Annotated in this window: 23 protein-coding genes and 1 pseudogene; 15 read left to right on the plus strand and 9 right to left on the minus strand. The window is 30.0% G+C overall.

What is annotated here, in order from left to right; all coding sequences use genetic code 11:
* Together L8W40_RS04415 and L8W40_RS04420 are read right to left on the minus strand one after the other, a co-directional pair.
* On the minus strand, positions 1-2,094 hold a 2,094-nt coding region (locus L8W40_RS04415), incomplete at its 3' end, for a S8 family serine peptidase (protein ID WP_263664772.1).
* 91 nt (positions 2,095-2,185) lie between these two features.
* Positions 2,186-3,406, minus strand: a complete 1,221-nt coding sequence (locus tag L8W40_RS04420; protein ID WP_263664773.1) for a metal-dependent hydrolase — start codon at positions 3,404-3,406, stop codon at positions 2,186-2,188.
* An 88-nt stretch (positions 3,407-3,494) separates the two neighbouring features.
* Here L8W40_RS04420 and aroQ point away from each other — a divergent pair, with 88 nt between their 5' ends.
* From aroQ to fliY, 9 genes are read left to right on the plus strand one after another with little or no spacing between them, the layout of a single operon-like run.
* On the plus strand, positions 3,495-3,977 hold the full coding sequence (gene aroQ, locus L8W40_RS04425) for a type II 3-dehydroquinate dehydratase (RefSeq protein ID WP_039625266.1): 483 nt from the start codon (positions 3,495-3,497) through the stop codon (positions 3,975-3,977).
* Complete coding sequence (locus tag L8W40_RS04430; RefSeq protein WP_263664774.1) at positions 3,974-4,999, plus strand: M24 family metallopeptidase; 1,026 nt, start codon at positions 3,974-3,976, stop codon at positions 4,997-4,999. Before aroQ ends, L8W40_RS04430 begins: the two co-directional genes overlap by 4 nt.
* Before the next feature lies 1 nt (position 5,000).
* Positions 5,001-5,474: a 2-amino-4-hydroxy-6-hydroxymethyldihydropteridine diphosphokinase gene (gene folK, locus L8W40_RS04435; RefSeq protein WP_263659453.1), complete on the plus strand. Its 474-nt coding sequence runs from the start codon at positions 5,001-5,003 to the stop codon at positions 5,472-5,474.
* An 8-nt stretch (positions 5,475-5,482) separates the two neighbouring features.
* Positions 5,483-6,865 (plus strand): flagellar biosynthesis protein FlhF, encoded by a 1,383-nt coding sequence (gene flhF, locus L8W40_RS04440; protein ID WP_263664775.1) that lies wholly within the window; start codon positions 5,483-5,485, stop codon positions 6,863-6,865.
* Positions 6,858-7,721, plus strand: coding sequence for a P-loop NTPase (locus L8W40_RS04445; RefSeq protein ID WP_263664776.1), 864 nt, complete (start codon positions 6,858-6,860; stop codon positions 7,719-7,721). Before flhF ends, L8W40_RS04445 begins: the two co-directional genes overlap by 8 nt.
* Before the next feature lie 14 nt (positions 7,722-7,735).
* Complete coding sequence (locus tag L8W40_RS04450; RefSeq protein WP_133319627.1) at positions 7,736-8,092, plus strand: hypothetical protein; 357 nt, start codon at positions 7,736-7,738, stop codon at positions 8,090-8,092.
* Positions 8,079-8,765: an RNA polymerase sigma factor FliA gene (locus L8W40_RS04455; protein ID WP_133319626.1), complete on the plus strand. Its 687-nt coding sequence runs from the start codon at positions 8,079-8,081 to the stop codon at positions 8,763-8,765. Before L8W40_RS04450 ends, L8W40_RS04455 begins: the two co-directional genes overlap by 14 nt.
* The gene (gene fliM, locus L8W40_RS04460) at positions 8,765-9,856 is read left to right on the plus strand and encodes a flagellar motor switch protein FliM (protein WP_133319625.1); all 1,092 of its coding nucleotides are present in this window, start codon (positions 8,765-8,767) and stop codon (positions 9,854-9,856) included. The genes L8W40_RS04455 and fliM overlap by 1 nt, the downstream gene beginning before the upstream one ends.
* Positions 9,846-10,685: a flagellar motor switch protein FliY gene (gene fliY, locus L8W40_RS04465; protein WP_133319624.1), complete on the plus strand. Its 840-nt coding sequence runs from the start codon at positions 9,846-9,848 to the stop codon at positions 10,683-10,685. The genes fliM and fliY overlap by 11 nt, the downstream gene beginning before the upstream one ends.
* 33 nt (positions 10,686-10,718) lie before the next feature.
* Here the strand turns inward: fliY and L8W40_RS04470 are convergent, their stop codons facing one another.
* Both L8W40_RS04470 and L8W40_RS04475 read right to left on the minus strand, forming a co-directional pair.
* Positions 10,719-11,315, minus strand: coding sequence for a C39 family peptidase (locus L8W40_RS04470; protein WP_263664777.1), 597 nt, complete (start codon positions 11,313-11,315; stop codon positions 10,719-10,721).
* A pseudogene (locus L8W40_RS04475) lies at positions 11,300-12,157 on the minus strand (hypothetical protein). The gene L8W40_RS04470 and the pseudogene L8W40_RS04475 overlap by 16 nt, the downstream one beginning before the upstream one ends.
* 129 nt (positions 12,158-12,286) lie before the next feature.
* Between L8W40_RS04475 and L8W40_RS04480 the strand changes: the two are divergent.
* The 4 genes from L8W40_RS04480 to mnmA all read left to right on the plus strand — a co-directional run bounded on the left by L8W40_RS04480 (position 12,287) and on the right by mnmA (position 15,449).
* Positions 12,287-12,922 (plus strand): hypothetical protein, encoded by a 636-nt coding sequence (locus L8W40_RS04480; protein ID WP_263664778.1) that lies wholly within the window; start codon positions 12,287-12,289, stop codon positions 12,920-12,922.
* 192 nt (positions 12,923-13,114) lie between these two features.
* Entirely contained in the window at positions 13,115-13,642 is a 528-nt protein-coding gene (locus tag L8W40_RS04485; RefSeq protein ID WP_263660682.1) for a hypothetical protein, read from the plus strand.
* 192 nt (positions 13,643-13,834) lie between these two features.
* Positions 13,835-14,470 (plus strand): TIGR00730 family Rossman fold protein, encoded by a 636-nt coding sequence (locus L8W40_RS04490; protein WP_263664779.1) that lies wholly within the window; start codon positions 13,835-13,837, stop codon positions 14,468-14,470.
* Positions 14,433-15,449 (plus strand): tRNA 2-thiouridine(34) synthase MnmA, encoded by a 1,017-nt coding sequence (gene mnmA, locus L8W40_RS04495; protein WP_133319621.1) that lies wholly within the window; start codon positions 14,433-14,435, stop codon positions 15,447-15,449. Before L8W40_RS04490 ends, mnmA begins: the two co-directional genes overlap by 38 nt.
* Positions 15,450-15,723: 274 nt before the next feature.
* Here the strand turns inward: mnmA and L8W40_RS04500 are convergent, their stop codons facing one another.
* The 4 genes from L8W40_RS04500 to L8W40_RS04515 are packed head-to-tail and all read right to left on the minus strand — an operon-like array spanning position 15,724 to position 19,349.
* Positions 15,724-16,215 carry a phosphatidylglycerophosphatase A gene (locus tag L8W40_RS04500; protein ID WP_133319620.1) on the minus strand — a complete coding sequence of 164 codons (492 nt, stop codon included), beginning with the start codon at positions 16,213-16,215 and terminating at the stop codon, positions 15,724-15,726.
* 2 nt (positions 16,216-16,217) lie between these two features.
* Positions 16,218-17,384: a sulfate adenylyltransferase gene (locus tag L8W40_RS04505; RefSeq protein ID WP_263664780.1), complete on the minus strand. Its 1,167-nt coding sequence runs from the start codon at positions 17,382-17,384 to the stop codon at positions 16,218-16,220.
* Positions 17,362-18,237, minus strand: coding sequence for a hypothetical protein (locus L8W40_RS04510; RefSeq protein WP_220566787.1), 876 nt, complete (start codon positions 18,235-18,237; stop codon positions 17,362-17,364). Before L8W40_RS04510 ends, L8W40_RS04505 begins: the two co-directional genes overlap by 23 nt.
* Entirely contained in the window at positions 18,234-19,349 is a 1,116-nt protein-coding gene (locus L8W40_RS04515; protein WP_133319617.1) for a bifunctional 2-C-methyl-D-erythritol 4-phosphate cytidylyltransferase/2-C-methyl-D-erythritol 2,4-cyclodiphosphate synthase, read from the minus strand. The genes L8W40_RS04510 and L8W40_RS04515 overlap by 4 nt, the downstream gene beginning before the upstream one ends.
* A gap of 107 nt (positions 19,350-19,456) precedes the next feature.
* Between L8W40_RS04515 and L8W40_RS04520 the strand changes: the two genes are divergently transcribed.
* On the plus strand, positions 19,457-20,560 hold the full coding sequence (locus tag L8W40_RS04520) for an Mrp/NBP35 family ATP-binding protein (RefSeq protein WP_133319616.1): 1,104 nt from the start codon (positions 19,457-19,459) through the stop codon (positions 20,558-20,560).
* A gap of 10 nt (positions 20,561-20,570) precedes the next feature.
* Positions 20,571-21,734, plus strand: coding sequence for a tetrahydrodipicolinate N-succinyltransferase N-terminal domain-containing protein (locus L8W40_RS04525; RefSeq protein WP_114640023.1), 1,164 nt, complete (start codon positions 20,571-20,573; stop codon positions 21,732-21,734).
* 337 nt (positions 21,735-22,071) lie between these two features.
* Here L8W40_RS04525 and L8W40_RS04530 read toward each other — a convergent pair whose 3' ends face one another.
* The gene (locus tag L8W40_RS04530; protein ID WP_133319614.1) at positions 22,072-22,527 is read right to left on the minus strand and encodes a Dps family protein; all 456 of its coding nucleotides are present in this window, start codon (positions 22,525-22,527) and stop codon (positions 22,072-22,074) included.
* Positions 22,528-22,650: the final 123 nt, after the last annotated feature.

Below are 22,650 nucleotides of genomic sequence, written 5' to 3' on the forward strand. Positions count from 1 at the left end.
AGGTTTTGGTTCAGGTTTTGGTTCAGGTTTTGGTTCAGGTTTTGGTTCAGGTTTTGGTTCAGGCGCGGGCTTATTAATACTAACTTTATCTTCATCTAATACAGCAACAAAATCAATACTATTGTTTCCTGATATTTCAACTTTTTCAAAGTCATTTATATTATTTTTTAATCCAGCTAAATTTATAGTAATTATATTGCCACTAGTGTAAAACATAGGTAATGGTATGTATTGTAATTTACCACCTTCTATTTGATAAGAATTTGCTATAAGTTTAGAATTACCATTATTTCCAAAATCAAGCTGCAAAATAGCATTGTTTTTTTGGTTATATAGACCTTCTACAATTAAATCGCTTAAGTCTTGATTTCCAGGTCTCACAATTCCTTGATTGTATAAATTATTTTTTATTAAACCATTTCCGCTAAATTTACCATTAGTTAAAACTTTAACCTCTCCACTTATAATTCCTTTATTATTTTGTGTTTTTATTAGGGAAAGCTCACCCTCTTTTACTATAGTTTTACCAAGATAAGTATTTTCTCCACTTAAAATTAACCTCCCTTGACCATCTTTGATAAATCCAATATTTAAATTTTGTATTTCATCTTTTGGAGAATTTAAAGCATCGAGTCTATGTAAACTATCATCCCATTTTTTTTGAGATATGTCATTGCTAAAAATCGCGTTATATCCTTGAGTATTTATAGCATAGTAAGCTTCTTTTTCGCCATAAGTATCGGTAATATCTTGTAAATTTAATCTATTTGCATCTAAAATTCCTATACCATTTATGGCTTTTTCAATGTCTAGAATGCCTTGTCCTAAGATTTGTTCTTTTTTGAGAGTTTGTATTCCTTTGTAGTCTTCATTGGCATTTTGCATAAGTGGATATTTGTCGATTAGATTGTTTAATATCTTATCTGCTTCAAAACTCCAATATCCAGCATCTATCAAATCTTGTTTTATTTTATTTTTATCATCAGGGATAGGCGTATCTATATAAATAATAGTATAATAGGATTGTTTTCTTCCATTGGAAGTATTAAGAAGTTGAGTTTCTTTTACTGTTAGTTTTGGAGTTTTGTAATTTTTATTTGCTGTACTTAATAAAACATCAGCTATTTGTTTTCCATTTAAAAAAGGGAATTTTTCTGACACTAAAGCAGCAGCTCCACTTACCATAGGAGTTGCCATAGAAGTACCACTCATTTTAACATATAAATTTTTATCAGGTCTTCCAAAAATGGGTTGTATATTATAAGCAGCATTAACTGAATTAACAAAACTTCCAGGTGCTACTAATGAAAAATTTTCAACTCCTTTTAATCCATTGCTATACGATGCTATAGCTTTAGAGGATAATATAAGTTTTCCATTTTCATCTTTTGTAATTTTAGAAGAATCAATGGCTCCAATGCTAAGCCATGATCTTAAATTTTCATCATAATAAGGAAGAGTAGCATTAAATCCAGGTGATACTATACCCTCATTTCCAGCTGCAAATAGTATTAGAATGTTTTTTTCTTTTGCTAACTTTATAATCCCTTCAAGCGGTTTATTGTTGTTTGCTAAATTTAAAAAATAATTAGAATTTTGCTTTTTAAGATCTGATACATACCATCCGAGCTGACTCATTCCTACTATTGGATATAATTGTGTATTCCAACTATTATTGATTATTTTTATTTCTTTATCTTTAAAATAATCATAAATATTATAAGGAATTATTTTTTGACTTCCATTGTTATAGCCAAAAATTTGAATTCCATACATTTTCGCATTGTAAGCAATCCCATATGGTTCTTTAATGTTTTTAAAATTACCAAGTATAATTCCTGCTACATGTGATCCGTGAGTGTCTACTGTTAGATCAGGAGTATAAGGTTTATTATTTACTGTTGAGTATTGTTGCTCTATGATTTGTCCTTGCAAACTAGGATGATTTGCATTAAAAGCAGAATCTATGATACCTACATTTATATTTTTTCCTGTGATATTAAGATCGTGTGCTTTATGAACATTAATAACTTCAAAATCATTTAAAGCTAAAATTTGAGTTATAAAAATAAATATTATTAAATATTTTTTCATATGACTTTCTTAAATTTTATTAAAGATTCTTATAATTTTTAAGTATAACAGAAATATTTTAATTTTGATTAGAAACTTTTGTTTAAGATGCTTATATTATTTCTTTTCCTTCTATAAAAAGTTTTAACACTTCTTTGCTTTGTAAGATAAATTGCAAAGGAAGTTGTTTTAAATTTGTGCTATTTGGTAAAGCAAAAAGACTAAAATCAGCTATTTTGCCTTTTTGAATTTGACCTAGGTTTAAATTTAAGGCTTTTGCGGCTTTATTTGTTGCCATTAAAAGTAATATTTTGGCAAAATTTTCTAACTCTAAATCATCATGTATAAGTAAATTTGCTCTCATTTCATCAAGCATGCTTAAAGAAGTATTTGAACTTAAGCCATCGGTTCCTAGATGGATATTAATACCATTTTTTAAAGCAGATTTTAATTTAAAAGTATTTTTACTCAAAAGCCTATTTGAAAAAGCACAATGCGTGATTGAGTGCAGATTTTTATCTAGCAAATTCCATTCTTTAAAATACACGCAATGTGTAAATAAAGTCCTTTGATCTTTAAAAAGTTCTAAAAAGCTTTGCGGAGTGTAAAGTGGCATAGGATTTTTGCTAAATTTAGCCAAGCTCTTTTTAAAACCACCTTTTTTAAATCTTAGCCAGTTGTTTTCATGATTACTTTCAAGAAAATGTGTGCTTAGTAAATGATCATTTTCTCTAGCAAGTTTTATAGCAAATTTAGCAAGCTCTGGGTGGGTTGAGTAGGGTGCATGCACTGAAATAGCAGGGATAAATTTAGAAGTTTTAAAGCTCATGCTTTTTTCATAACGAGTTAAAAATTCCTCTTTTTTTGCTTGGATAAAATTTTCATTTGAACCTAAAATTTCATTAAAAAATATCACTCTAGCTTGTGAATTTACACAAGGGTTTAAATCGTCCCCAAAGCTTGAAATTTCTCCTATAGTAGCAGTGCCACTTTTTAGCATTTTATGAATATTTTGTGAGATTAATTTTTCTTTGGCTTTTTCGTTTAATTGCTCGCGGTTATTAAAAACACTATCAAGCCATTTTAAAAAGTCTCCAAAGACTAAATTTCCATTATTTGCACTAAATTCTAAATGCGTGTGTGGATTGATAAAAGCAGGTAAAAGTAAGGTATCTTTTGGAGTTGGTATAAGCTTAGCTTGTGGGTAGGATTTTTGTAAATTTTCTAAGCTATCAATTTCTAAAATATTATCATCAAAAAGAATAGCTTTTTTTTCTAAAATACCAAATTTATCATCACAAGTTAGGATGATTTTGGGTGCTATTATAAACATTTTCCATCCTTTAAAAAGGTAAATTGTAGCTAAAATTTAGCTTTAAAGTGTTATAATATAGTAAATTTTACTAAATAAAGGTTAGATTATGAAAGTTATGGTGATACAAGGACCAAACATTAATATGCTTGGTGTAAGAGAAACTCACATTTATGGTAATATGAAAATGGAAGATATCCACGAGCAAATGAAACAAGCCGCAAAACAAGCTAATGTGGAGATTGAGTTTTTTCAAAGTAATTTTGAAGGTGAGCTAGTTGATAAAATTCAAGAATGCTTAGGCAGTGTAGATGGAGTGATTATTAATGCAGCTGCTTATGCACACACTTCTATAGCAATCCGTGATGCGATTGCGGCGATTAATATGCCTGTGATTGAAGTGCATATTAGCAATACTTACAGAAGAGAAGAATTCAGACAAAAAAGCATGATAGCACCAGTTTGTGCAGGTAGCGTGGTAGGTTTTGGTCCTTTTGGTTATCATATGGCTCTAATGGGACTTTTCCAAATTTTTGATCAAATCAATGCATATAAAGCAGCTCAAGCAAAAGCACAACAAGCAAATCAATGAATTTTATCTTAAAAAACGAAAATGCACTTTTTTATGAGTGCGGCTATTCTTGCGATAATGCTTTATTTTTAAAACTTGAAGATAAAGCTTTTTTCATCACTGATGCAAGATATAGCTTTGAAGCTAGTGAAATGATAAAAAATGCTAAGGTAGTTTTAGCACAAGATCTTTTTGCTAGTGCTAGAGAGCTTTTAGAAAAAGCAGGGATTGATAGGGTGTGTTTTGACCCAAAAGACTTTAGCTATTTTGAATTTAAAGAACTTAGTAAAAGTGTTAATATCGTTTTTGAGGAAAAATTAGACTTAAGTAAAAATAAACGCATTATAAAAAATGCCAAGGAATTACAACTTTTGCAAAAGGCTGTAAATTTTGGTAAAGAATGCTTTGAAGAATTTGCTAAATTTATCAGCCAAGAAGGCCATGGAAAAAGCGAAAAAGAATTACATTTTAAAGCATGTGAAATTTTTCAAAAAAAAGGTGCTTTAGGGCTTTCTTTTTCACCTATTGTGGCTATTAATGAAAACGCAGCTAAAGCACATGCTTTACCTGGTGATAAATGTTTAGAATATGGAGATTTGTTATTAGTTGATGCGGGTGTGGTTTATCAAAGGTATTGTTCTGATCGCACAAGAACGGCTTGTTTTGATGAGAATGGTATAGTTTTTGATAAAAATAAGCCAAATTTTAAAGACAAAGAAATTATACAAATTTATGAGGTGGTTAAGCAAGCTCAGCTTCAAGCTATAGAAAAAGCACGCGTTGGTATGATGGCAAGTGAGCTTGATTTTATCGCAAGAGAAGTGATTAAAAACGCAGGTTTTGAAAAAGAATTTATTCATAGCTTAGGGCATGGAGTGGGGCTTGATATACATGAGTTGCCAAATATTAGTCCAAGAAGTGATTATGAGCTAAAAGAAGGTATGGTATTTACCATTGAACCTGGAATTTATATCAAAGATAAACTTGGCATTAGGATAGAAGATATGGTCTATCTTGATAAAGAAAAGGCAGTGGTGTTATAACTTGCTGATTAAAGGGGCTAGAAGGTTAGAAAAAATTCGTTTTTTTCCTTTTTATTCAAAGGCTGATAAAAAAGGAAAATACATAGCCATTATAGGACTTGGAAGCAATATAGAAGATGAAAAAAAACGCTTTCGGAGTTTATTTAGGCTTTTAATGCAAGATAAACGCTTGCAAGTATTGCAAACATCGCCATTTTTGATTAATAAAGCTTTTGGCTTTGAAGAGCAAAAAGACTTTACTAATGCAGTGATGGTTGTAAGCACAAGTTTGCATGCAAGAGCACTTTTAAAAGTTTTGTTTTTTTATGAGTTTAAATTCAAAAGAAAAAGAACTTTTAAAAATGCTCCTAGAACGCTTGATTTGGATTTGTTGTATTTTTCAAAAAAAGCGCGTAAAGATGAGTATTGCATAGTGCCTCATGTGGGGGTAAATGATAGAATTAGCGTAACTTTGCCTTTGGGCTTGTTAAGATAAGGAAAAATATGGGACAATTGATTCATACTTTTACGGTTGAAAGCACAGATGAGATTATACCTAAGGTCAAGCAAGATTATGGCGATAAGGCTTTGATAGTAACTAATAAGCAAATTCGTCCAAAAACTATCAATCAAAAGCCTTTGTATGAGGTTATAGTGGCGATTGAAGAAGCTGATTATGAAGAGCATTTAAAACAAAATAATTTGCCTATGCCACCAAAGAAAAAACCAAACACAGCAAGTTTTCCTGAGGTTAAAATTCAAGCTCCAAAACTTGAAGATGAAAAAAAAGAAGAAGATGTAGTGCTTGATTTTTCTTCGAAAGCTAAGCAAAAACCTATTAATCCTTATTTAAATACAAGCAAAAAAGATGATAATTTTTTAAATTTAAAAAACAAACTTTCTCAAGTTAGTTCAGAAATTAGCAAGGTTTCAAACTATCAAGATTTTTCTATGCCAAATCCAAATTATGATAAAAAAATAGAAGCTTTTGAAAAACAAATGAACAAGCTTAATGATAAAATGAATTTGCTTGTGGATATGATGTGGGATGATAAGGCAGATTTACGCAAAGAATTAGCTATACCACCTGAGTTTGCAAGTATTTATAAGCAAGCTAAAGCAAGTGGTATGCAAGAAGCGCATTTAGAAGCGATTATGAAAGCAACTATTGAAAATATGCCAAGCACTATGAAAGCAAATCAAGAAGCAGTGCAAAGGTATTTTTACTCACTTTTGCGTAATATGCTTCCATGTCGTTTAGAAAGTGAAATTAAAAAGCAAAAAATCATGATGTTAGTAGGCCCAACAGGAGTGGGTAAAACTACTACTTTAGCTAAACTTGCTTTTCGCTATGCTTATGGAGATAGACGCTATAAAACCGGTATTATAACTCTTGATACTTATAGAATAGGCGCAGTAGAGCAACTTTTTCAATATGCTAAGATGATGAAACTTCCTATTATTGATAGTATAGAGCCAAATGACTTAGATGATGCGATTAGAAGTTTAAATACTTGTGAGGTTATTTTAGTAGATACAACCGGAAATTCACAGTATGATAAGGCAAAACTTGAAAAAACAAAAGAATTTTTATCGCATTCTAATGCGCAAATTGATGTGAATTTAGTGCTTTCAGCAAATACAAAATATGAAGATTTATTAGAAACTTATAATAATTTTTCATTTTTAAATATAGACACTTTAATCATTACAAAATTTGATGAAACAAAAGTATTTGGAAATGTGTTTTCTTTGCTTTATGAAACTAGCACTCCGATGAGCTTTTTTTCCATAGGTCAAGAAGTACCTGATGATATAGAAGTAGCAAATAGCGACTTTTTGGTGCGTTGTGTGTTAGAAGGTTTTAGAAGGGATGAAAATGAGTAATCAAGCAGAAAAATTAAAAGATCTAGTAAAAAATGAAAACTCAAATGTAAAACATACCCATTTTATCGCAGTTGCTAGCGGTAAAGGTGGGGTTGGAAAAAGTACTTTTAGTGCAAATTTGGGCAACATCCTAGCTAAAAATGGATATAAAGTAGGGCTTTTTGATGCAGATATAGGGCTTGCAAATTTAGATGTGATTTTAAATGTGCGTGTAGAAAAAAACCTTTTACATGTTTTAAAAGGTGAATGCTCACTAGAAGATATTCTAATAGAAGTCAAGCCAAATTTATGGCTTATCCCAGGTGAGAGTGGCGATGAAATTTTAAAATACAATGATAAAAATATTTATGAGAGATTTTTAAATCAAACAAGTATTTTAGATGATTTAGACTTTTTAATCATTGATACAGGAGCAGGTATTGGTGGCAATATAGGGAATTTCTTAGAAATGTCTGATGAGGTTATTGTCATAACTGTACCTGATCCTGCCGCAATTACCGATGCTTATGCTACTATAAAAACTACTTCAAAGACTAAAGAGAATTTATTAATGGTATTTAATGTAGTTAGAAATGAAAATGAGGCTTTAAGAATTTTTGATAATATTAAAAAAGTAGCAGATATTAACATTAAGCATAATTTAAATTTAGAATTTTTAGGATTTTTAGGTCAAAGTAAAGATATTAGTTCTAGTATTAAAAAAAGAACTTTATTTAGCGATGATGATACTAATGCAAGTGATGAGCTAAAAGCCATAGCTTCTAAGCTTTTATATAGGTTGGAACAAAAAGTGCTTAATAATGTGGGAGATAAAAGCATTATGAGTTTTTTCAAAAAGCTTTTGGATCGTTTTTAGATTGAAGGAAAAAGATGAGACCAGAAAATTTTGTTGCTTTTTTTACTGTTTGTGGTTTTTTTATAGGATTAATGTTCACCATAGTTAATATAGAAGATGCAGTAGAGATAGTTGTATATACCTGTTTGATTACTTTTGTATTTTATGTGTTAATCCATATAGTAATTATGATTTTTGTAGATGCAAATAAAATTAGTGGTAGAAGCTTTAATAAAGAAAAATATGAAAATGAAAATAATAGCTTTATAGCAGAATTAGCTGCAAGAGAAAAGAAAATGGATTACTTGCTTGAAAAACTTCAAGAAGAGCGTGAAGACCTTAAAAAACTTGATAGCTCTTCAAAAAGAAAAGTAAAACATGCAGCCGCATAATGCTTATGCTTCTACGCTAAAAAAAGAACAAGATGACTTAGTCATCTCTTATATGCCCGCATTAAGAGCTATGGCTTTTAGACTTAAAGAGCGTTTGCCTGCAAGTATTGATGTAAATGATTTAATTAGTATTGGCGTAGAAGAGATGATTAAACTCTCGCGTCGCTATGATAAAGAACAAAATGACAATTTTTGGGGTTTTGCAAGAAAAAGAGTAAATGGAGCTATGCTTGATTATCTAAGAAGCCTTGATGTAATGAGTAGAAGCAATAGAAAAATCATCAAAGATATTGACGCTATTATAGATGAGTTTTATCAAGAAAATGAAAAAGAACCTGATGATGAGTATTTAGCACAAAGATTAAATTTAGAAGTAGAAAAGGTAAAAGAAGCAAGAGCAGCTCATGCTATATCGCTTGTTATGCCTTTAGATGAACAGCTAAATTGTTTTAATGATAGTAATATCATAGAACAAATAGAAAAAGAAGAATTAATAGAAAAAATCAACGCGGTTTTGGAAGAATTTAAAGAAAGAGAAAGGCTTGTGATACAGCTTTATTATTATGAAGAATTAAATTTAAAAGAAATTGCAGAGATTTTAGAGATTAGCGAGTCAAGAATTTCACAAATTCATAAGCGTTTGCTTAAGAAGATTAGAGAAAGGCTAGTTTAATGGCTGAAATACTTTCCCAAGAAGAAATTGATGCTCTTTTAGAAGTCGTTGATGATGATAGCGATGATAGTGCTGCTTCTTCAAAATTAGAAGAAATAGAAGATAAAAGAGATATTGTAGTATATGATTTTAAGCGTCCAAATAGGGTTTCAAAAGAACAACTTCGTTCTATTAAAGGAATTCATGATAAATTAGCTAGAAATCTTGCTTCGCAAATTTCATCTATGATGAGAAGTATAGTTGAGATTAAACTACACTCAGTTGATCAAATGACTTATGGTGAATTTTTGATGTCTTTACCTTCACCGACAAGCTTTAATGTTTTTTCTATTAAGCCTTTAGATGGAAATTGTGTTTTAGAGATCAATCCAAGTATTGCTTTCCCTATGATAGATAGGCTTTTGGGTGGTCAAGGTGAAAGTTTTGACACCTTAAGAGAGCTTACAGAAATAGAACTTAACTTGCTTGATTCTATTTTGCGTATTATTATGCAAAGGCTTAAAGAAAGTTGGATGAATGTTACGGAAATTTATCCAAGTGTTGAAGCAAAAGAATCAAGTCCAAATGTTGTGCAAATTGTTTCTCAAAATGAGATTGTTATCATGGTGGTAATGGAGATTATCATAGGAAATTCAAGTGGTATGGTAAATATATGCTATCCAGTTGTGCATTTGGAAAGTATTTTGAGCCGTTTAGCAAATCGTGATATTATGATGGGTGAAACTTCGGCTAAAAAGTCAAGAAACAAAGAACTTAAAACTTTGATCGGTCGTGCTGAAGTGATTTATGAAGCTATGCTTGGTAAAACTTTTATCAATGTAAATGAATTTTTAGATTTAAAACAAGGAGATATTTTAAAACTTGATAGAAGTGCAGATGATAAAGCTATAGTAGCCATAGATAAAAAAGAAGTATTTTTAGCTCAAGTAGGACTTCATAGATTTAGAAAGTCGATTAAAATCTTAGAACTTATTAAAACTGATAAAGATGAGATTAAAGAAATGCTTGAAAAATATGAAGATGAAAGAAGAGCAAAGGCAAATTCTTATGATGAAAATGAAGAGTTAGAAGAGGAAGAAGATGATCAATGATTTTTTAGGCATATTTGTCAACGAGTGCATAAGCACAATAGAAGGCTTAACAGGGAAAAGTGCTGAATTTAGCGAGTATTATGAGTATGATGTAAATTCTCAAGATTCTATGACTCCGCCACTAGTTAGTGCTACTTTTAGTGTCAATAATGAGATGAAAATCAAAATCTTAGCAAGTGCGGTTTTAATGAGTGCAATTGGTGAGTGGATGATGGGAGAAGAAGAAATCTCTAAAAATAGTGAGCTAAATGAAGATGAAATGGACGCGGCCAAAGAAGCTATACAAAATATCATTTCAGCATTTTCTACAACCTTAGGTGCACAAAAAGAAATTCCAAAAATGGAATTTAGTTTAGAAAATTGTGAATTTGTTGCAGATAGTCTAGAACTTGGCGGCTTTCATAAAATATATTTATATAATGTAAAAATAGCTGATTTAGAAGAGAAAATTTCCTTAGTATTTGATGAGAAAATTTATAAAGTTTTAACTAAAACTGATTTAGAAGAAATTGTTACAACTCATGAAGAGCATACTCAAGACCATAAAACCTTAGCAAGCGTTGAAGAGTTAAGAAATATCGGCTTGATTATGGATGTGCGTTTGCCTATAAGAGTGCGTATTGGTAGTAAAAAAATGCTTTTAAAGGATGTTTTAACTATGGACATAGGTTCAGTTATCGAGCTTGATCAATTAGCTAATGATCCTTTAGAAATTTTAATAGGTGATAAAAAGATTGCCTATGGGGAAGTAGTTATTGTAGATGGAAATTTTGGAGTACAAATTACTGAGATTGGCTCTAAAAAAGAAAGATTAGAGCAATTAAGATGAAAAATTAGTTCTCTAATCAAAAAACAATAAAAATCAATATAAGCTAAAAGGCTTAAAATCAAAATGCAAAGATTTTGGAGTATTTAGCTTGAAAGGTTTTAACTCTTTTTTAGGAGCAACAATTAAAGCATAACCGCCTTTATTATATCTATCCCAAATGCTAAAAAATTGACTTTTAGAGCTTATGTATTCTCCATGGCTTGGATCAAGCACTTGTAAATAATTCCCCTTGTGATTAATAATTACCACAAAATGTGGGAAGCGTGGGTCATCTTCAATTTTTACAAGCATTGGAATATTTACAAGCTTGTCTAAGCTTTCTCTATTGATTTGGTATGAATTGCTTTCATAACCTAGCTTTTTAACCGCATCGTTTAAATCTGCAAAGCTTACCATATCCGTATAAAGCTTTTGTCCGCTCATGGTTTGTAAAAGTTTAAGCTCATCAAACTTTTTATCATCAAGTATATTGATTAAAGTTGCCAAAGATGAAGCCCCGCAAGATTGCTCGTAAGTTTGTCTTATTATTCTTTCGTTTTTAATTTCTTGATAAGACTTGACTACCCATTCTGCTTTTGCATTCAAAGAAAGAATGGATAAAAATAATAAAATTTTTAAAATTTTCTCCATAAGCTTATCCCAAATATACTATCAGGCGAAGCAGAACTTCCCCCAAAACTAGCATTAACAGAAACTGCGGTATCTGAATTAATGCTATAAGTAGAACCTAAACTTAAAGTTGGAATAGAACGCACTTCAGAATTTTGATAGCCATTGATTTTTTGCTCGGTTTGAAATCTTTGCTCTGCTCCTAAATCCAAAGTAATCTTAGGACTTAGTATGATAGATAAATCCCCACCCACATAAATACTATTTCCATACTCTATTTTAAGGGTTTTAAATTTTCTTGATTGATTATAACCAAAACCGGTATAAATGCTATATACAACAGGGTCGCTATATCCCCTTAAACTAGCTTGTAAGCTTTGTGATTTTAGATAAAAGTTTTTGGTTTGATTGATTGCTTTTTCTCTTTGAATGACTGCAGTTTGAAAGGTAATTTGTGGAATTAAATCTGCAATGCTATCGCCTGTATAAATAAACCTAGCCATAAACTATCAAAACCTATTCTGTTTTTACTAGAATACTCATTTGTAAAAAAGTTTGTATATTCAGCTCTTGCATAACTTCCGCCCCCCCCCTGACACAAGTATATCGAACTTGGGTGTTAGGGTATAAATGAAAGTTTGAGTTAAAAACACTTGCTTTGTATCATTCCAAATTGTAGGATCTCCACCTACAATGATGTTGGGATAAAGTGCATAAGAATTTGCATTTCCTGTACTAAGCAAAGAAAAGCTTGTGATACTTCTTAAGCCTATTTGCTTTTTAAATAAACTGTCTATACTTAGTTCATCACTAGCAAAAATACAACTAAGTAAAACCATAAATGTTAAGAAAATCTTTTTCATTGTTACCTTTCTAAATATTTTTAGATTTTTTCCATTAAAACAATAAATGTTTCAAATAACAAATTGATTTTAATATGTAATTTGTGATATTCTTTAAAAAAGAGTAAAAATAGCTAAAAAAAGGAAGTTATGTTAAAGAAGTTAGCAAGTTCTTTAATTTTAGGTTCTTTGTTAGTAAGTTCTGCTTTTGCTGGGGATTTTTTAGCTAAAGTTAGTAATGGTGCTTTAAGTGATAATTCTCAAGGCGTAAAAGTTCTAAATGTAGATGAAATGAAACAAGTTAAGGGTGGGTATCAAACTAGCTTTAAGCTAGTTGGGAATAATGAGCTTTTAGCTTTTGCTAAGCCTAGTTGGACTTCAGAATTAACCTTATTTCAAGATAGTAACGGAGATCAATATTATTGGAATAGAGAAGGGCTTGTCCGATTTGGTGGAATGTGCGGTATAGATACCACAAATTGCTTAGTTAATGGAAAACATACATACACAAATCAACAAAGACTTTTGGAAACTATGAGTATAGTAGGAAATGATCCTTATCACAATTTTATTGGATATACTGTAAAAAGAAATATTGGTGTTTCTAATTTAGGAAAAAGATTTGTATATTTCTCCTATGGTGTAGCTGTTATTAACGAACAATTAGGTAGTTGGTATAGAGTAAAATCGAGCACTGTTTTAAACAATTACAAAGTAATTAAAGAAATAAGTTCAAAATATAAGAATGATATGGAATTAGCTCTTGGTGGTTATTCTATAAAATAAAAAGGATAAGTTAATGATAAACGGTATAAATTTCAATTTAAATCATCATCACACTATCTTAAATTTAAATAATAAGAAAGAAGATGAAAAATTTTCAAATAATACAATGACTGAAAATTCCATTTATCGTGGGAAAAATTTGAATTTAATTCTAAAATATTCGGACTTGATAAAAGTATTAGCAAAAAAGATATGAAAAAATTTAATAACTTTATGAAGTCAAATGCTTTAAAAGATCCAAATAAAATAGAAAAATCTTCACTTAAAAATCTTGGTAAAGATTATAATAGTTGGGATATAAAAGATGAAGATATTAAATTGATGAACTTTTCCTCTTACTCTCAAATGTTTAATCTTGGATCTGATATTACTAAAAAAGCATCTAATTTTAGAAAAGAATTTAATAATCTTATGCAAGAAGATTTAACTCTAGAGGAATTTAAAACTAAATATCTTGATTTTAAACAAAGACACGATGAGTTTGTAAAAGAATTTGAAATAGCTATGGGCGATAAAATGTTACTTAATGATAATAATGATACTAGCATACAAGAAAACAAAGAAACTTTTAAACCTATACAAGCAGAAAGTAAAAACAAAGAAACTTACAAAGATGATAATATAAGAAACGAGCTTGTAAAAAAACTATTAGAAGGTAAATTTAGTACAAGCGATGAGTTGAAAATTCTTTTTGGTGTTAAAATAGATGTAAAGATTTAAATAATAACGAATTTACTAAAATCTTTTCATAATTAAGTGTGTATAATATATAAAAGTGTGAATTTGAAAGTTTAGAAATTTAAAAAAATCTAATTTAATGCAGTTTGCAAAAGAAAATTATTTAAAAATTACATAAAAGATTATTATAAAAATTTAGCTAGAATGGAATTTATTTTAACTAAAGGTTATAAAATGAATGAAAAAATAATCCAAGATTTAGAAAAATTTGCTAACATGCCAAACCTAAAAAATGCTATAACTTTTTTTGGTTCTGCAAGATTAAAAGAAGACAATGAATATTGTATTTTGGCTTCAAAATTAGCTCAAAAGTTAGCTGATGAGGGTTATAGCATCATCAGTGGTGGTGGCGGTGGTATTATGCAAGCTGCAAATTACGGGGCTATGCAAAGTCAAGCTTCGCACTTGAAATCTTTTGGATTTAATATACATTTACCATTTGAGCAAAAAGCAAATGACTTTTTAGAGTATAATATCACTTTTAAGAGCTTAGCCATTCGCAAAATGGCTCTTATCCAAAAGAGTCTAGCTTTTGTGATTTTCCCAGGCGGCTTTGGAACATTAGATGAATTTTTTGAAATTCTTACTCTTAAGCAACTTAGTTTTAAAAAAGATGTTCCTATTATTTTAGTTGGGCAAAAATTTTGGCAACCTCTTGATGAATTTATCAAAACTTCTTTACTAGAACTTGGAACTATATCTAAAAATGATGAGTTAAAGTATAGTATAAGTGATGATTTAGATGAAATTATAAGAATGATAAAGGAAAAAGATGAAAATTCTTGTTGCAATGAGTGGGGGTGTAGATAGCACTGTAACTGCTTATAAGTTAAAGCAAGCAGGACATGAGATTATAGGTTGTTATATGAAGCTTCATGGAAAAGCTAATTATCATGAAGAAAATATACAAAAAGTTGAAAAAGTTGCTAAATTTTTAGACATCAAATATCATATTTTAGACTTACAAGAAGATTTTAAAAATCAAGTTTATATGCCTTTTGTTAATACCTACAAAGAAGGAAAGACGCCAAATCCTTGTGCTTTGTGTAATCGCTTTATTAAGCTTGGTAAGCTTTTAGAATTTGCTAAGAGTTTGGGTTGTGAGAAATTAGCTACAGGTCATTATGCAAGGATAGAAAATGGTTTGATTAAAATTGCAGTTGATGAGAGTAAGGATCAAAGCTATTTTTTAGCAAATGCAGAGAAAGAGGCTTTGGAATATTTGATTTTCCCTCTTGGAGAGATGAGAAAAGAAGATGTGAAAAAATTTGCTTCTACAATTGATGTTTTAAAATCTTTTGCAACACAAAAGGAAAGTTCTGAAATTTGTTTTGTGGAAGATACTTATGTGCAAGTTTTAGATCAGTTTATGGATACTAAAATTCCAGGTATTGTAAGAGATAGTAGTGGTAAAGAAGTAGGAAAACACGAAGGTTATATGCACTATACCATAGGTAAAAGAAGAGGTTTTGAGGTACGCGGGGCTCATGAGCCACATTTTGTGTTAAAAATTGATCCTAAAAAAAATGAAATCATAGTAGGTAAAAAAGAAGAACTTAAGATAAGTGAATTTAATCTTGATAATATTAATTTATTTGTTGATGCTAAAGAGCTAGATTGTGAAGTAAAAATACGCTATAGATCAAGATCGACCCCATGTAAAGTTTTGATTAATGAAGATAAAAGTGCAAAAATCATCTTACAAGAACCTGTTTATGGACTTGCTAGCGGGCAAATGGCAGTATTTTACGATAAAGATTTGGTTCTTGCAAGCGGATTTATTAAATAAAAAAGCTAAAGGGTTGCACCCCTTTGGCGTTGCACCCTTTATACTAACTTCTTTTAAAAAAAACTAAAATTATTCTTTTGCAATAAAAAATAAGAAAATTGCGGTTGAGGTTTTTCTAAGATAGATTAAGCAAATCTTGTCTTAGAAAAATTATATTGCATTTGATAAGTTGATCTTATTCAGTCATATCAACAATTGCTCCACGATCTTCACATCTTTCTTGTTTTACCTATTTTCGGTATGTTTATAGTTACTTTAGACTGTGTTTTTAAAGCTAAAATATCTCCATAATGCTTATATCAAACCATAAAAGATCAAATTTAAGTAAAATTCCATAAATTACTGCACTAAATAATCCTGCGAAAATTCCTGCTAAAACATCATCTAGCATTACACCCAAACCACCTTTGGTTTTTTTGTCAATTTTACCTATGATAGAAGGTTTTGTGATATCAAAAAATCTAAATAAAACAAAAGAAAGCAAAAAAGTAAAAACACTCTGTCCGCAAATTGCCAAGGCTAAAAATACCCCAACAACTTCATCTATTACAATATGCTTATCATCGTGTATGCCTGTTTGTTTTTCATATTGATCGATGATTTTTATAGAGATTAAAAAAAGTAAAATTGCAAGTAAGATCAAAGTTCCTATACCCAAATACCTTAAAATAAAAAAAGCAGGGATTAGCGCTGCTATTGTACCAAAGGTTCCTGGAGCTTTATTAACACTACCTGAATAAAAAAAAGTTAAAAATAATTTTTGCATGATTACACCATATATAACATTTGATGAAGTTTTATAAGTTGCTCATAAAATTCTTTATCGCTTCGATACTCTAAAATACCATGTGTAGGGAAAAGATTACTATAGATATTTTGTTTATTATGAAAGCGATTTGGGAAAAGCTCAGATAAAATCAAAGCTGAAATTTCTCTTCTTATAAAAACTGCTGGTGGAATGATACCAAGTCTAAGTAAATTTTTTAAAGAATCACCATGGTATTTCATATGATGATGAGCTCCATGGGGGCATGATTTGGTACTTACTACCATTTTACATTCATCACAAAATACAAATTCAGGAAGTATGGTAACTTCTATATTATAATCTTTTGCAAAATCATCAAGCACGGTAAAGGTTCTGTTTTGATTAAAATACATTCCAAGTCCTGCATGATTTTGTCCTACAAAAAGTTTATTGCAATCAAAACTTTTAGCCAAAGCACACTCAAGCACGGGGTTTAAATGCGAGGCAAAAATTTTGATATTATGTAAAGGTATGAGTAAAACCCTAGAAGATGGTAAGTAATTTTGCGCAAAAACATCAAAACAACGCTTTTTGAGTTTTAAGCTCAATCCGTTGTTTTCATAGGATTCTATAAGGAAAATAATCACTAAATCAGATTGTTCTATAGCCCATCTTAAAATTCTCTCATGTGCTCTATGAAAAGGATCAAAACTTGAAACAATGGCTGTGATATTAGAAGGATTTAATCTTTTTTTGATTTTTTCAAAATCTTCTTTAATGGCTTTGATATTATTGTGATAAATTTCAAATTCACCACTTATACAAATTTTTCCAAAATCTTGGATCAAGCAAGCATTAGGTCTAAAAATATCATTGCTATTTTTATCATTTTCAAATTTGCTTTCTAAAATGATATGTCCTATGGGTTTATCATTGCAAATAAAGTCTATTTTATCGCCAACTTTTGCATTTTCTAAAGCAGTATTATTTTCTTTTGTACTTGCAGGTGCAAAGGTAAGAGTATAAGGAATTTTTTGTTTATGTATCATTCCTGTGGCTATAACTTCATCTCTTTCTTTTTGATTCATTAATTTTGTAAAAGAACCAAAAACTCCTTCTTTGATAAAACATAAAACTTCGTATTCTTCTTCTGAGATTGTAATACTATTTTTTCTTTGTAATGCCATATTTTTTCCTTTTTTCCCATAAAGATTTTCTAGAAATTCCTAATTTTTTTGACAAATCTGTATCAGGAAAGACATTTTGATAACTAATGATAATATGTTTAACATAATCATCAATAGTTAAAATTCCATTACTTTCGAAGTTTTTCTCATCCTCACCCAGTTCTAAAATTTGAAAATCACTATGTTCAACATTTGTACTTGTATGTATAATAACAGCTTTTTTTAAAGCAAGGTTTAACACTTTTTCTTTGTCTGATGATTTTAGAGTTTGGAAATTTACAAGATAGTATAAACAATTATCTTTAAAGATTTTATCTAAATTTTGTTGATGTGAAAGATCTATGTAAATATTTGCGACATTATGCTCATTGGTATAGTTAAATACAAAATGATCTGCAAAATTTTGATTATTAGTTTTTAAAATCAAAGGCAATTTGAATTTTTTATAATCAAAAGTTGGTAATTTAGCTGTCTCAAATTTATGTTTTAAATAAGACTGATAAGTATGATTTAAAATATTTATTTTCTTAAATTCTTGAAAATGTTTGATTTTTCGCGTTAATTCTTCTATCATAAAAGGCTTTTGTATATAATCACTCGCACCGGCTTTTAGTGGCGCTAAAACTGTATCTGAGCTTATATAAGATATGAGTAAAATAATAATTTTATGCTTAAAAATTTCTACAATATGTTCAAAATTAGCCATACTAGTAGAAAGCAAAATGATTTCATAATCATGATGAGCAAGCTCATTAACATTTGCAATAATATCACAATCATAACCTATAGAATTAAGTTTTGAACCTATGCTTTGGGCTAAATAAAATTCATTTTCTACTATTAAAACTTTCATAATTTCATCCAATCAAAATATTTTAAATTCGCACTTACTAAAACAGCAATTCCTTCTTTTCTTCCTACAAAACCTAAATGCTCTGTGGTGGTGGCTTTGATATTGATTTTATTTGGTGTTACTTTTAATATTTTAGCTATATTAAAAGCAATATCTTCTTTAAAATCTTTCATCTTGGGCGTTTGTGCAATGATTGTAATATCAGCATTCACAAGTTCAAATCCATAATTTTGCACCAAAGTATAAGCATTTTGCAATAAAAGCATAGAATCTGCGTTTTTATATTGTATATCATTATCTGGAAAAAGTTCTCCAATATCTCCAAGTCCTGCTGCACCTAAAAGCGCATCAATTAGTGCATGAGCTAGCACATCTCCATCAGAATGAGCTTTCAAACCCATATTTTCATGTACTTTTACTCCGCCTAAAAGTAAGGCTCTTTGCTCTCCAAATTCATGCACATCAAAGCCATTTCCATTAAAAATTTCCCAAGATGGTTTTGGTAAATTTAAGCTTTTTAAATCTTCTTTAAAGGTAATTTTTTTAGCTAACTCATCACCTTGTACATACCAAATCTTACCACCAATAGCTTGTATTGCTGTGCTATCATCGGTAAAATTTGCATTTTGCTCTAAAGCTTTTTTGAGCATACTTGTGCGCGAAAGTTGAGGGGTTTGTATGAGTTTTATTTTATCTCTGTCGATAACTTCTTGAGCATAAATTGCTGTATCGCTTACTTTTAAAACAGGTGTAATACAATCTGCTTTATCGTAATTTTCTATAATATTATTAAAAAGGTTTTTAGAAATCAAAACCCTTGCGACATCGCTAACTAAAACATATTCACTTTGTACTAAATTTAAAGCATTAAGTAATGATTGTGCTCTTGTATTACCGCCTTTAACAAAATGATACTCAGGTGCAAATCTTTTCATATAAGAAATATTACCAGAAGTAACAATTACTTGTTTAAAAGGGTAAAAAGAACTTAAATTTTTAGTTGCATAAAGCCATAATGGATGTTCACCTAGTCTTAAAAACTGCTTTTTTACTGGAGCATTAAATCTTGATGACTCCCCTGCTGATAGCATAATCAAGGAAATATCTAACATTTGTTACACCTTAATTTTTTATTAATGTTACGATATTATACACCATAAAAGCCAAAATTTATATTTAAGTTAGTAGAATTAATCATTTTAAACAACAAGGAGAAAAATTGAAGGAAAAAATCGAAGAAAGACTAAAACAAGTTATATATCCGGGATTTAAAAAAGATATAGTAAGTTTTGGTTTTGTAAAAAAGATTGATTTGAATGAAAAACAAGCTCATATTGTAGTCGAAATCGTTTCGGCTAATGCTCAAATTGCACAAGAACTTAGACTAAACATTGCAAATGTTTTAAAAGATTTAAATTTAGAGCTTAATTTAGAAATCATACAGCCAAAAATTCCTGAAGAAAAAAGCAATTCAAGAAGTGGTAAAAATATCGCTCCGCAAATTAAAAATTTTCTTATGATTTCAAGTGGAAAAGGTGGGGTAGGTAAAAGTACTACAACTTTAAATTTAGCGATTTCTTTGGCTAAAATGGGTAAAAGGGTAGGGCTTTTGGACGCAGATATTTATGGACCAAATATACCAAGAATGCTAGGTGAGAGTAAAAGCAAACCTGAAATTGTAGGTCAAAAAATTCGTCCTATTTTATCTCATGGGGTTTATATGATGAGTATGGGTGTGTTGATAGAAGAAGGTAAGGGTTTAATGTGGCGTGGCTCTATGATCATGAAAGCGATTGAACAACTTTTAGCTGATGTGCTTTGGCCTGAACTTGATGTATTATTGCTTGATATGCCTCCAGGAACAGGTGATGCGCAAATTACCCTAGCTCAAAGCGTACCAGTGAGTGCAGGTGTGTGTGTAAGTACTCCTCAAGTAGTGTCTTTAGATGATAGCAAAAGAGCGCTAGATATGTTTGAAAAATTGCACATTCCTGTTGCAGGTATTATAGAAAATATGAGTGGCTTTTTATGTCCTGATAATGGTAAAGAATATGATATCTTTGGTAAAGGCACCACAGAAGAAATGGCAAAAGCTTATAAGTGTGAAGTTTTAGCTCAAATTCCTATTGAAATGAGTGTAAGAGAAGGTGGAGATAGCGGTAAGCCTGTAAGTTTTTATATGCCTGAGAGTGTAAGTTCAAAAAGATATTTACAAGCTGCTGAAAAAATTTGGGAATTTATAGAAAAGGTTAATCAAGAAGGTAAAGTAGATAATTCAGCTATTCAACCTATAATGAATGGCAAAAGCGCGTGCTCGCAATAAGGAGGAAAATATGCCAATAGAAAGTAAAGAAGAATTTTTAAATTTAATCAAGCAAATCGAACAAAGGATTAATTATAAAAAGCCTAAAGCTTTTGCTATAGCAAGACTTGATCTAAGTCAAGTTGATCCTAGTAAAAAACTTCAAGCTAATTTTGGTGTGATTAATTTTGAGCAAAATTATGCCGCTGCAGCTGTTATGTTTGAAGCTTTTTTTAGAAGAGGGGTTGATGTTGATTTTAATGAAAGTGAGTTTGTAGCTACTTTGATTAAAGAAGATTTGGATTTTGCACTTGAATGCTTTGCGCCATTTTTACAAGAGCAAGGTCATAAAAATATAGAAGCAATCAAAGCAGCAAAGGAAAATTTTAGAGAAAATGCTTTTTCTTTTGTTTGTATTTTTGAAGATGAAGCACCAAAAAGCTTAGAAAGTGTGTATTTAAAACTTTATTTGCTTTCAAATAAAAAAGTACCTTTGAGAAGTTTAAATTTAACAGGTGCTTTTGGGATTTTACCAAATGTTGCATGGAGTGATAATAAGCCTATTGATTTAGACTTTTTAAGAGAAAATGAGATTGATTTAAAAATGAGTGGAAGGTATCCAAGGATTGATTATGTAGATAAATTTCCAAGATTTTTAGCTCATGTTATTCCTGAGGATAATACTAGAATTTTAGAAAGTTCTAAAGTAAGAATGGGGGCGGTTTTAGCTGCAGGTACTACTATAATGCCAGGGGCTGCTTATGTGAATTTTAATGCAGGTACAACTGGAGCTTGTATGGTAGAAGGGCGTATTAGTTCATCAGCTGTTGTGGGCGAAGGTAGCGATGTAGGAGGCGGTGCTTCTATACTTGGTGTTTTAAGTGGCACTAGTGGTAATGCTATTAGCATTGGTAAAGCTTGTCTTTTGGGTGCAAATTCGGTTACAGGAATTCCTTTAGGGGATAATTGTATCGTTGATGCAGGCATTGCTGTTTTAGAAGGGACTAAATTTGCTTTAAAAAATAAAGAAGAACTTCAAAAAATCAATCCTGATTTTAAATTTGACAAAGATATATACAAAGGTTTAGAATTAGCAGGGCTAAATGGCTTACATTTTAGACAAGACTCTCAAAGTGGAGTGATGATAGCAGCTTTAAACAAAAAAGCCGTAAAACTTAATGAAGATCTACATTAAATTCTTAGCCCTTATGGGTTAAGAATTTTAAAACTCATGTTGTAGATTTTAAATTAAACTATAGATATTGTAAAAATGATTTTTAGTATTTAGTTTTTTTAGTGAAAAATCCTACATAAAAGCTTGAGCTGAATACTTATCTAAATAATATTTTGTGATGATCATTTTTCAATGATATATTTTTGTTTAAAAATACATTGAGTTGCTATAAACTATAATTATAAAATAGTACTTAAGCGAACTTGGAATTTTATAAGAGTAGTTTCTCTTGGGAAGTTAAATTTGTTTTTTGACTTAAAGCAATAAAGCTTTGTAAGTCAAAAAACATTATAAATTCTTACATAGAGCAAGTATTTTGGATAGTTGAATTAAGCATCCAAAGAACTTTTTCGTATTTTGCGATATTTTCTTGAGCAAATGCTGCGGTTGTAGTATCGCTTGCTTTTTCAGCTTCTTCATTTAATTTTTTAAATTCAGCTAAAAGATATTTATAATCTTCTCTAATAAATTCTAAAACTTCTACAGGAGTAAAGCAATCTTTACCATTTTCTAGTTTTGGGCTTTTTGCATTTTCCATTAAAACTTTTTGGCAAGTAATAGCTTTTTCTCCAAGTTGTAAAACTCTTTCAGCGCAATCATCAAAAAGTTCTGCCATTTCTTCATAAGCTTTTTCTGTATATTCATGAATTGAAAAAAACTGTAAACCTTTTACATTCCAATGATAATTATGAAATTTAACCCATAAATGATGAGCATCTGCTTGTAATTGTAATAATTGTTTTGTTACTGACATGTTATCTCCTTTTTTTATTTTTAAAATTATAACATAAAATTATTAAATAATAATTATTATTTAATAAATTTTAATGTTAATAATTATTATATTTTCATTATACTCTTTTTTTACAATAAAGCA

The organism is Campylobacter sp. IFREMER_LSEM_CL1846 (genome assembly GCF_025772105.1).
In the GTDB taxonomy this organism is placed as follows: Bacteria; Campylobacterota; Campylobacteria; order Campylobacterales; family Campylobacteraceae; genus Campylobacter_D; species Campylobacter_D lari_D.

Excerpts from the sequence above, each read along its gene's own strand:
- L8W40_RS04420 (WP_263664773.1), bottom strand. The coding sequence starts at position 3,406 with ATGTTTATAATAGCACCCAAAATCATCCTAACTTGTGATGATAAATTT.
- aroQ (WP_039625266.1), top strand. The coding sequence starts at position 3,495 with ATGAAAGTTATGGTGATACAAGGACCAAACATTAATATGCTTGGTGTA.
- L8W40_RS04430 (WP_263664774.1), top strand. The coding sequence starts at position 3,974 with ATGAATTTTATCTTAAAAAACGAAAATGCACTTTTTTATGAGTGCGGC.
- flhF (WP_263664775.1), top strand. The coding sequence starts at position 5,483 with ATGGGACAATTGATTCATACTTTTACGGTTGAAAGCACAGATGAGATT.
- L8W40_RS04445 (WP_263664776.1), top strand. The coding sequence starts at position 6,858 with ATGAGTAATCAAGCAGAAAAATTAAAAGATCTAGTAAAAAATGAAAAC.
- L8W40_RS04450 (WP_133319627.1), top strand. The coding sequence starts at position 7,736 with ATGAGACCAGAAAATTTTGTTGCTTTTTTTACTGTTTGTGGTTTTTTT.
- L8W40_RS04455 (WP_133319626.1), top strand. The coding sequence starts at position 8,079 with ATGCAGCCGCATAATGCTTATGCTTCTACGCTAAAAAAAGAACAAGAT.
- fliM (WP_133319625.1), top strand. The coding sequence starts at position 8,765 with ATGGCTGAAATACTTTCCCAAGAAGAAATTGATGCTCTTTTAGAAGTC.
- fliY (WP_133319624.1), top strand. The coding sequence starts at position 9,846 with ATGATCAATGATTTTTTAGGCATATTTGTCAACGAGTGCATAAGCACA.
- L8W40_RS04470 (WP_263664777.1), bottom strand. The coding sequence starts at position 11,315 with ATGGAGAAAATTTTAAAAATTTTATTATTTTTATCCATTCTTTCTTTG.
- L8W40_RS04480 (WP_263664778.1), top strand. The coding sequence starts at position 12,287 with ATGTTAAAGAAGTTAGCAAGTTCTTTAATTTTAGGTTCTTTGTTAGTA.
- L8W40_RS04485 (WP_263660682.1), top strand. The coding sequence starts at position 13,115 with ATGAAAAAATTTAATAACTTTATGAAGTCAAATGCTTTAAAAGATCCA.
- L8W40_RS04490 (WP_263664779.1), top strand. The coding sequence starts at position 13,835 with ATGAATGAAAAAATAATCCAAGATTTAGAAAAATTTGCTAACATGCCA.
- mnmA (WP_133319621.1), top strand. The coding sequence starts at position 14,433 with ATGAAAATTCTTGTTGCAATGAGTGGGGGTGTAGATAGCACTGTAACT.
- L8W40_RS04500 (WP_133319620.1), bottom strand. The coding sequence starts at position 16,215 with ATGCAAAAATTATTTTTAACTTTTTTTTATTCAGGTAGTGTTAATAAA.
- L8W40_RS04505 (WP_263664780.1), bottom strand. The coding sequence starts at position 17,384 with ATGGCATTACAAAGAAAAAATAGTATTACAATCTCAGAAGAAGAATAC.
- L8W40_RS04510 (WP_220566787.1), bottom strand. The coding sequence starts at position 18,237 with ATGAAAGTTTTAATAGTAGAAAATGAATTTTATTTAGCCCAAAGCATA.
- L8W40_RS04515 (WP_133319617.1), bottom strand. The coding sequence starts at position 19,349 with ATGTTAGATATTTCCTTGATTATGCTATCAGCAGGGGAGTCATCAAGA.
- L8W40_RS04525 (WP_114640023.1), top strand. The coding sequence starts at position 20,571 with ATGCCAATAGAAAGTAAAGAAGAATTTTTAAATTTAATCAAGCAAATC.
- L8W40_RS04530 (WP_133319614.1), bottom strand. The coding sequence starts at position 22,527 with ATGTCAGTAACAAAACAATTATTACAATTACAAGCAGATGCTCATCAT.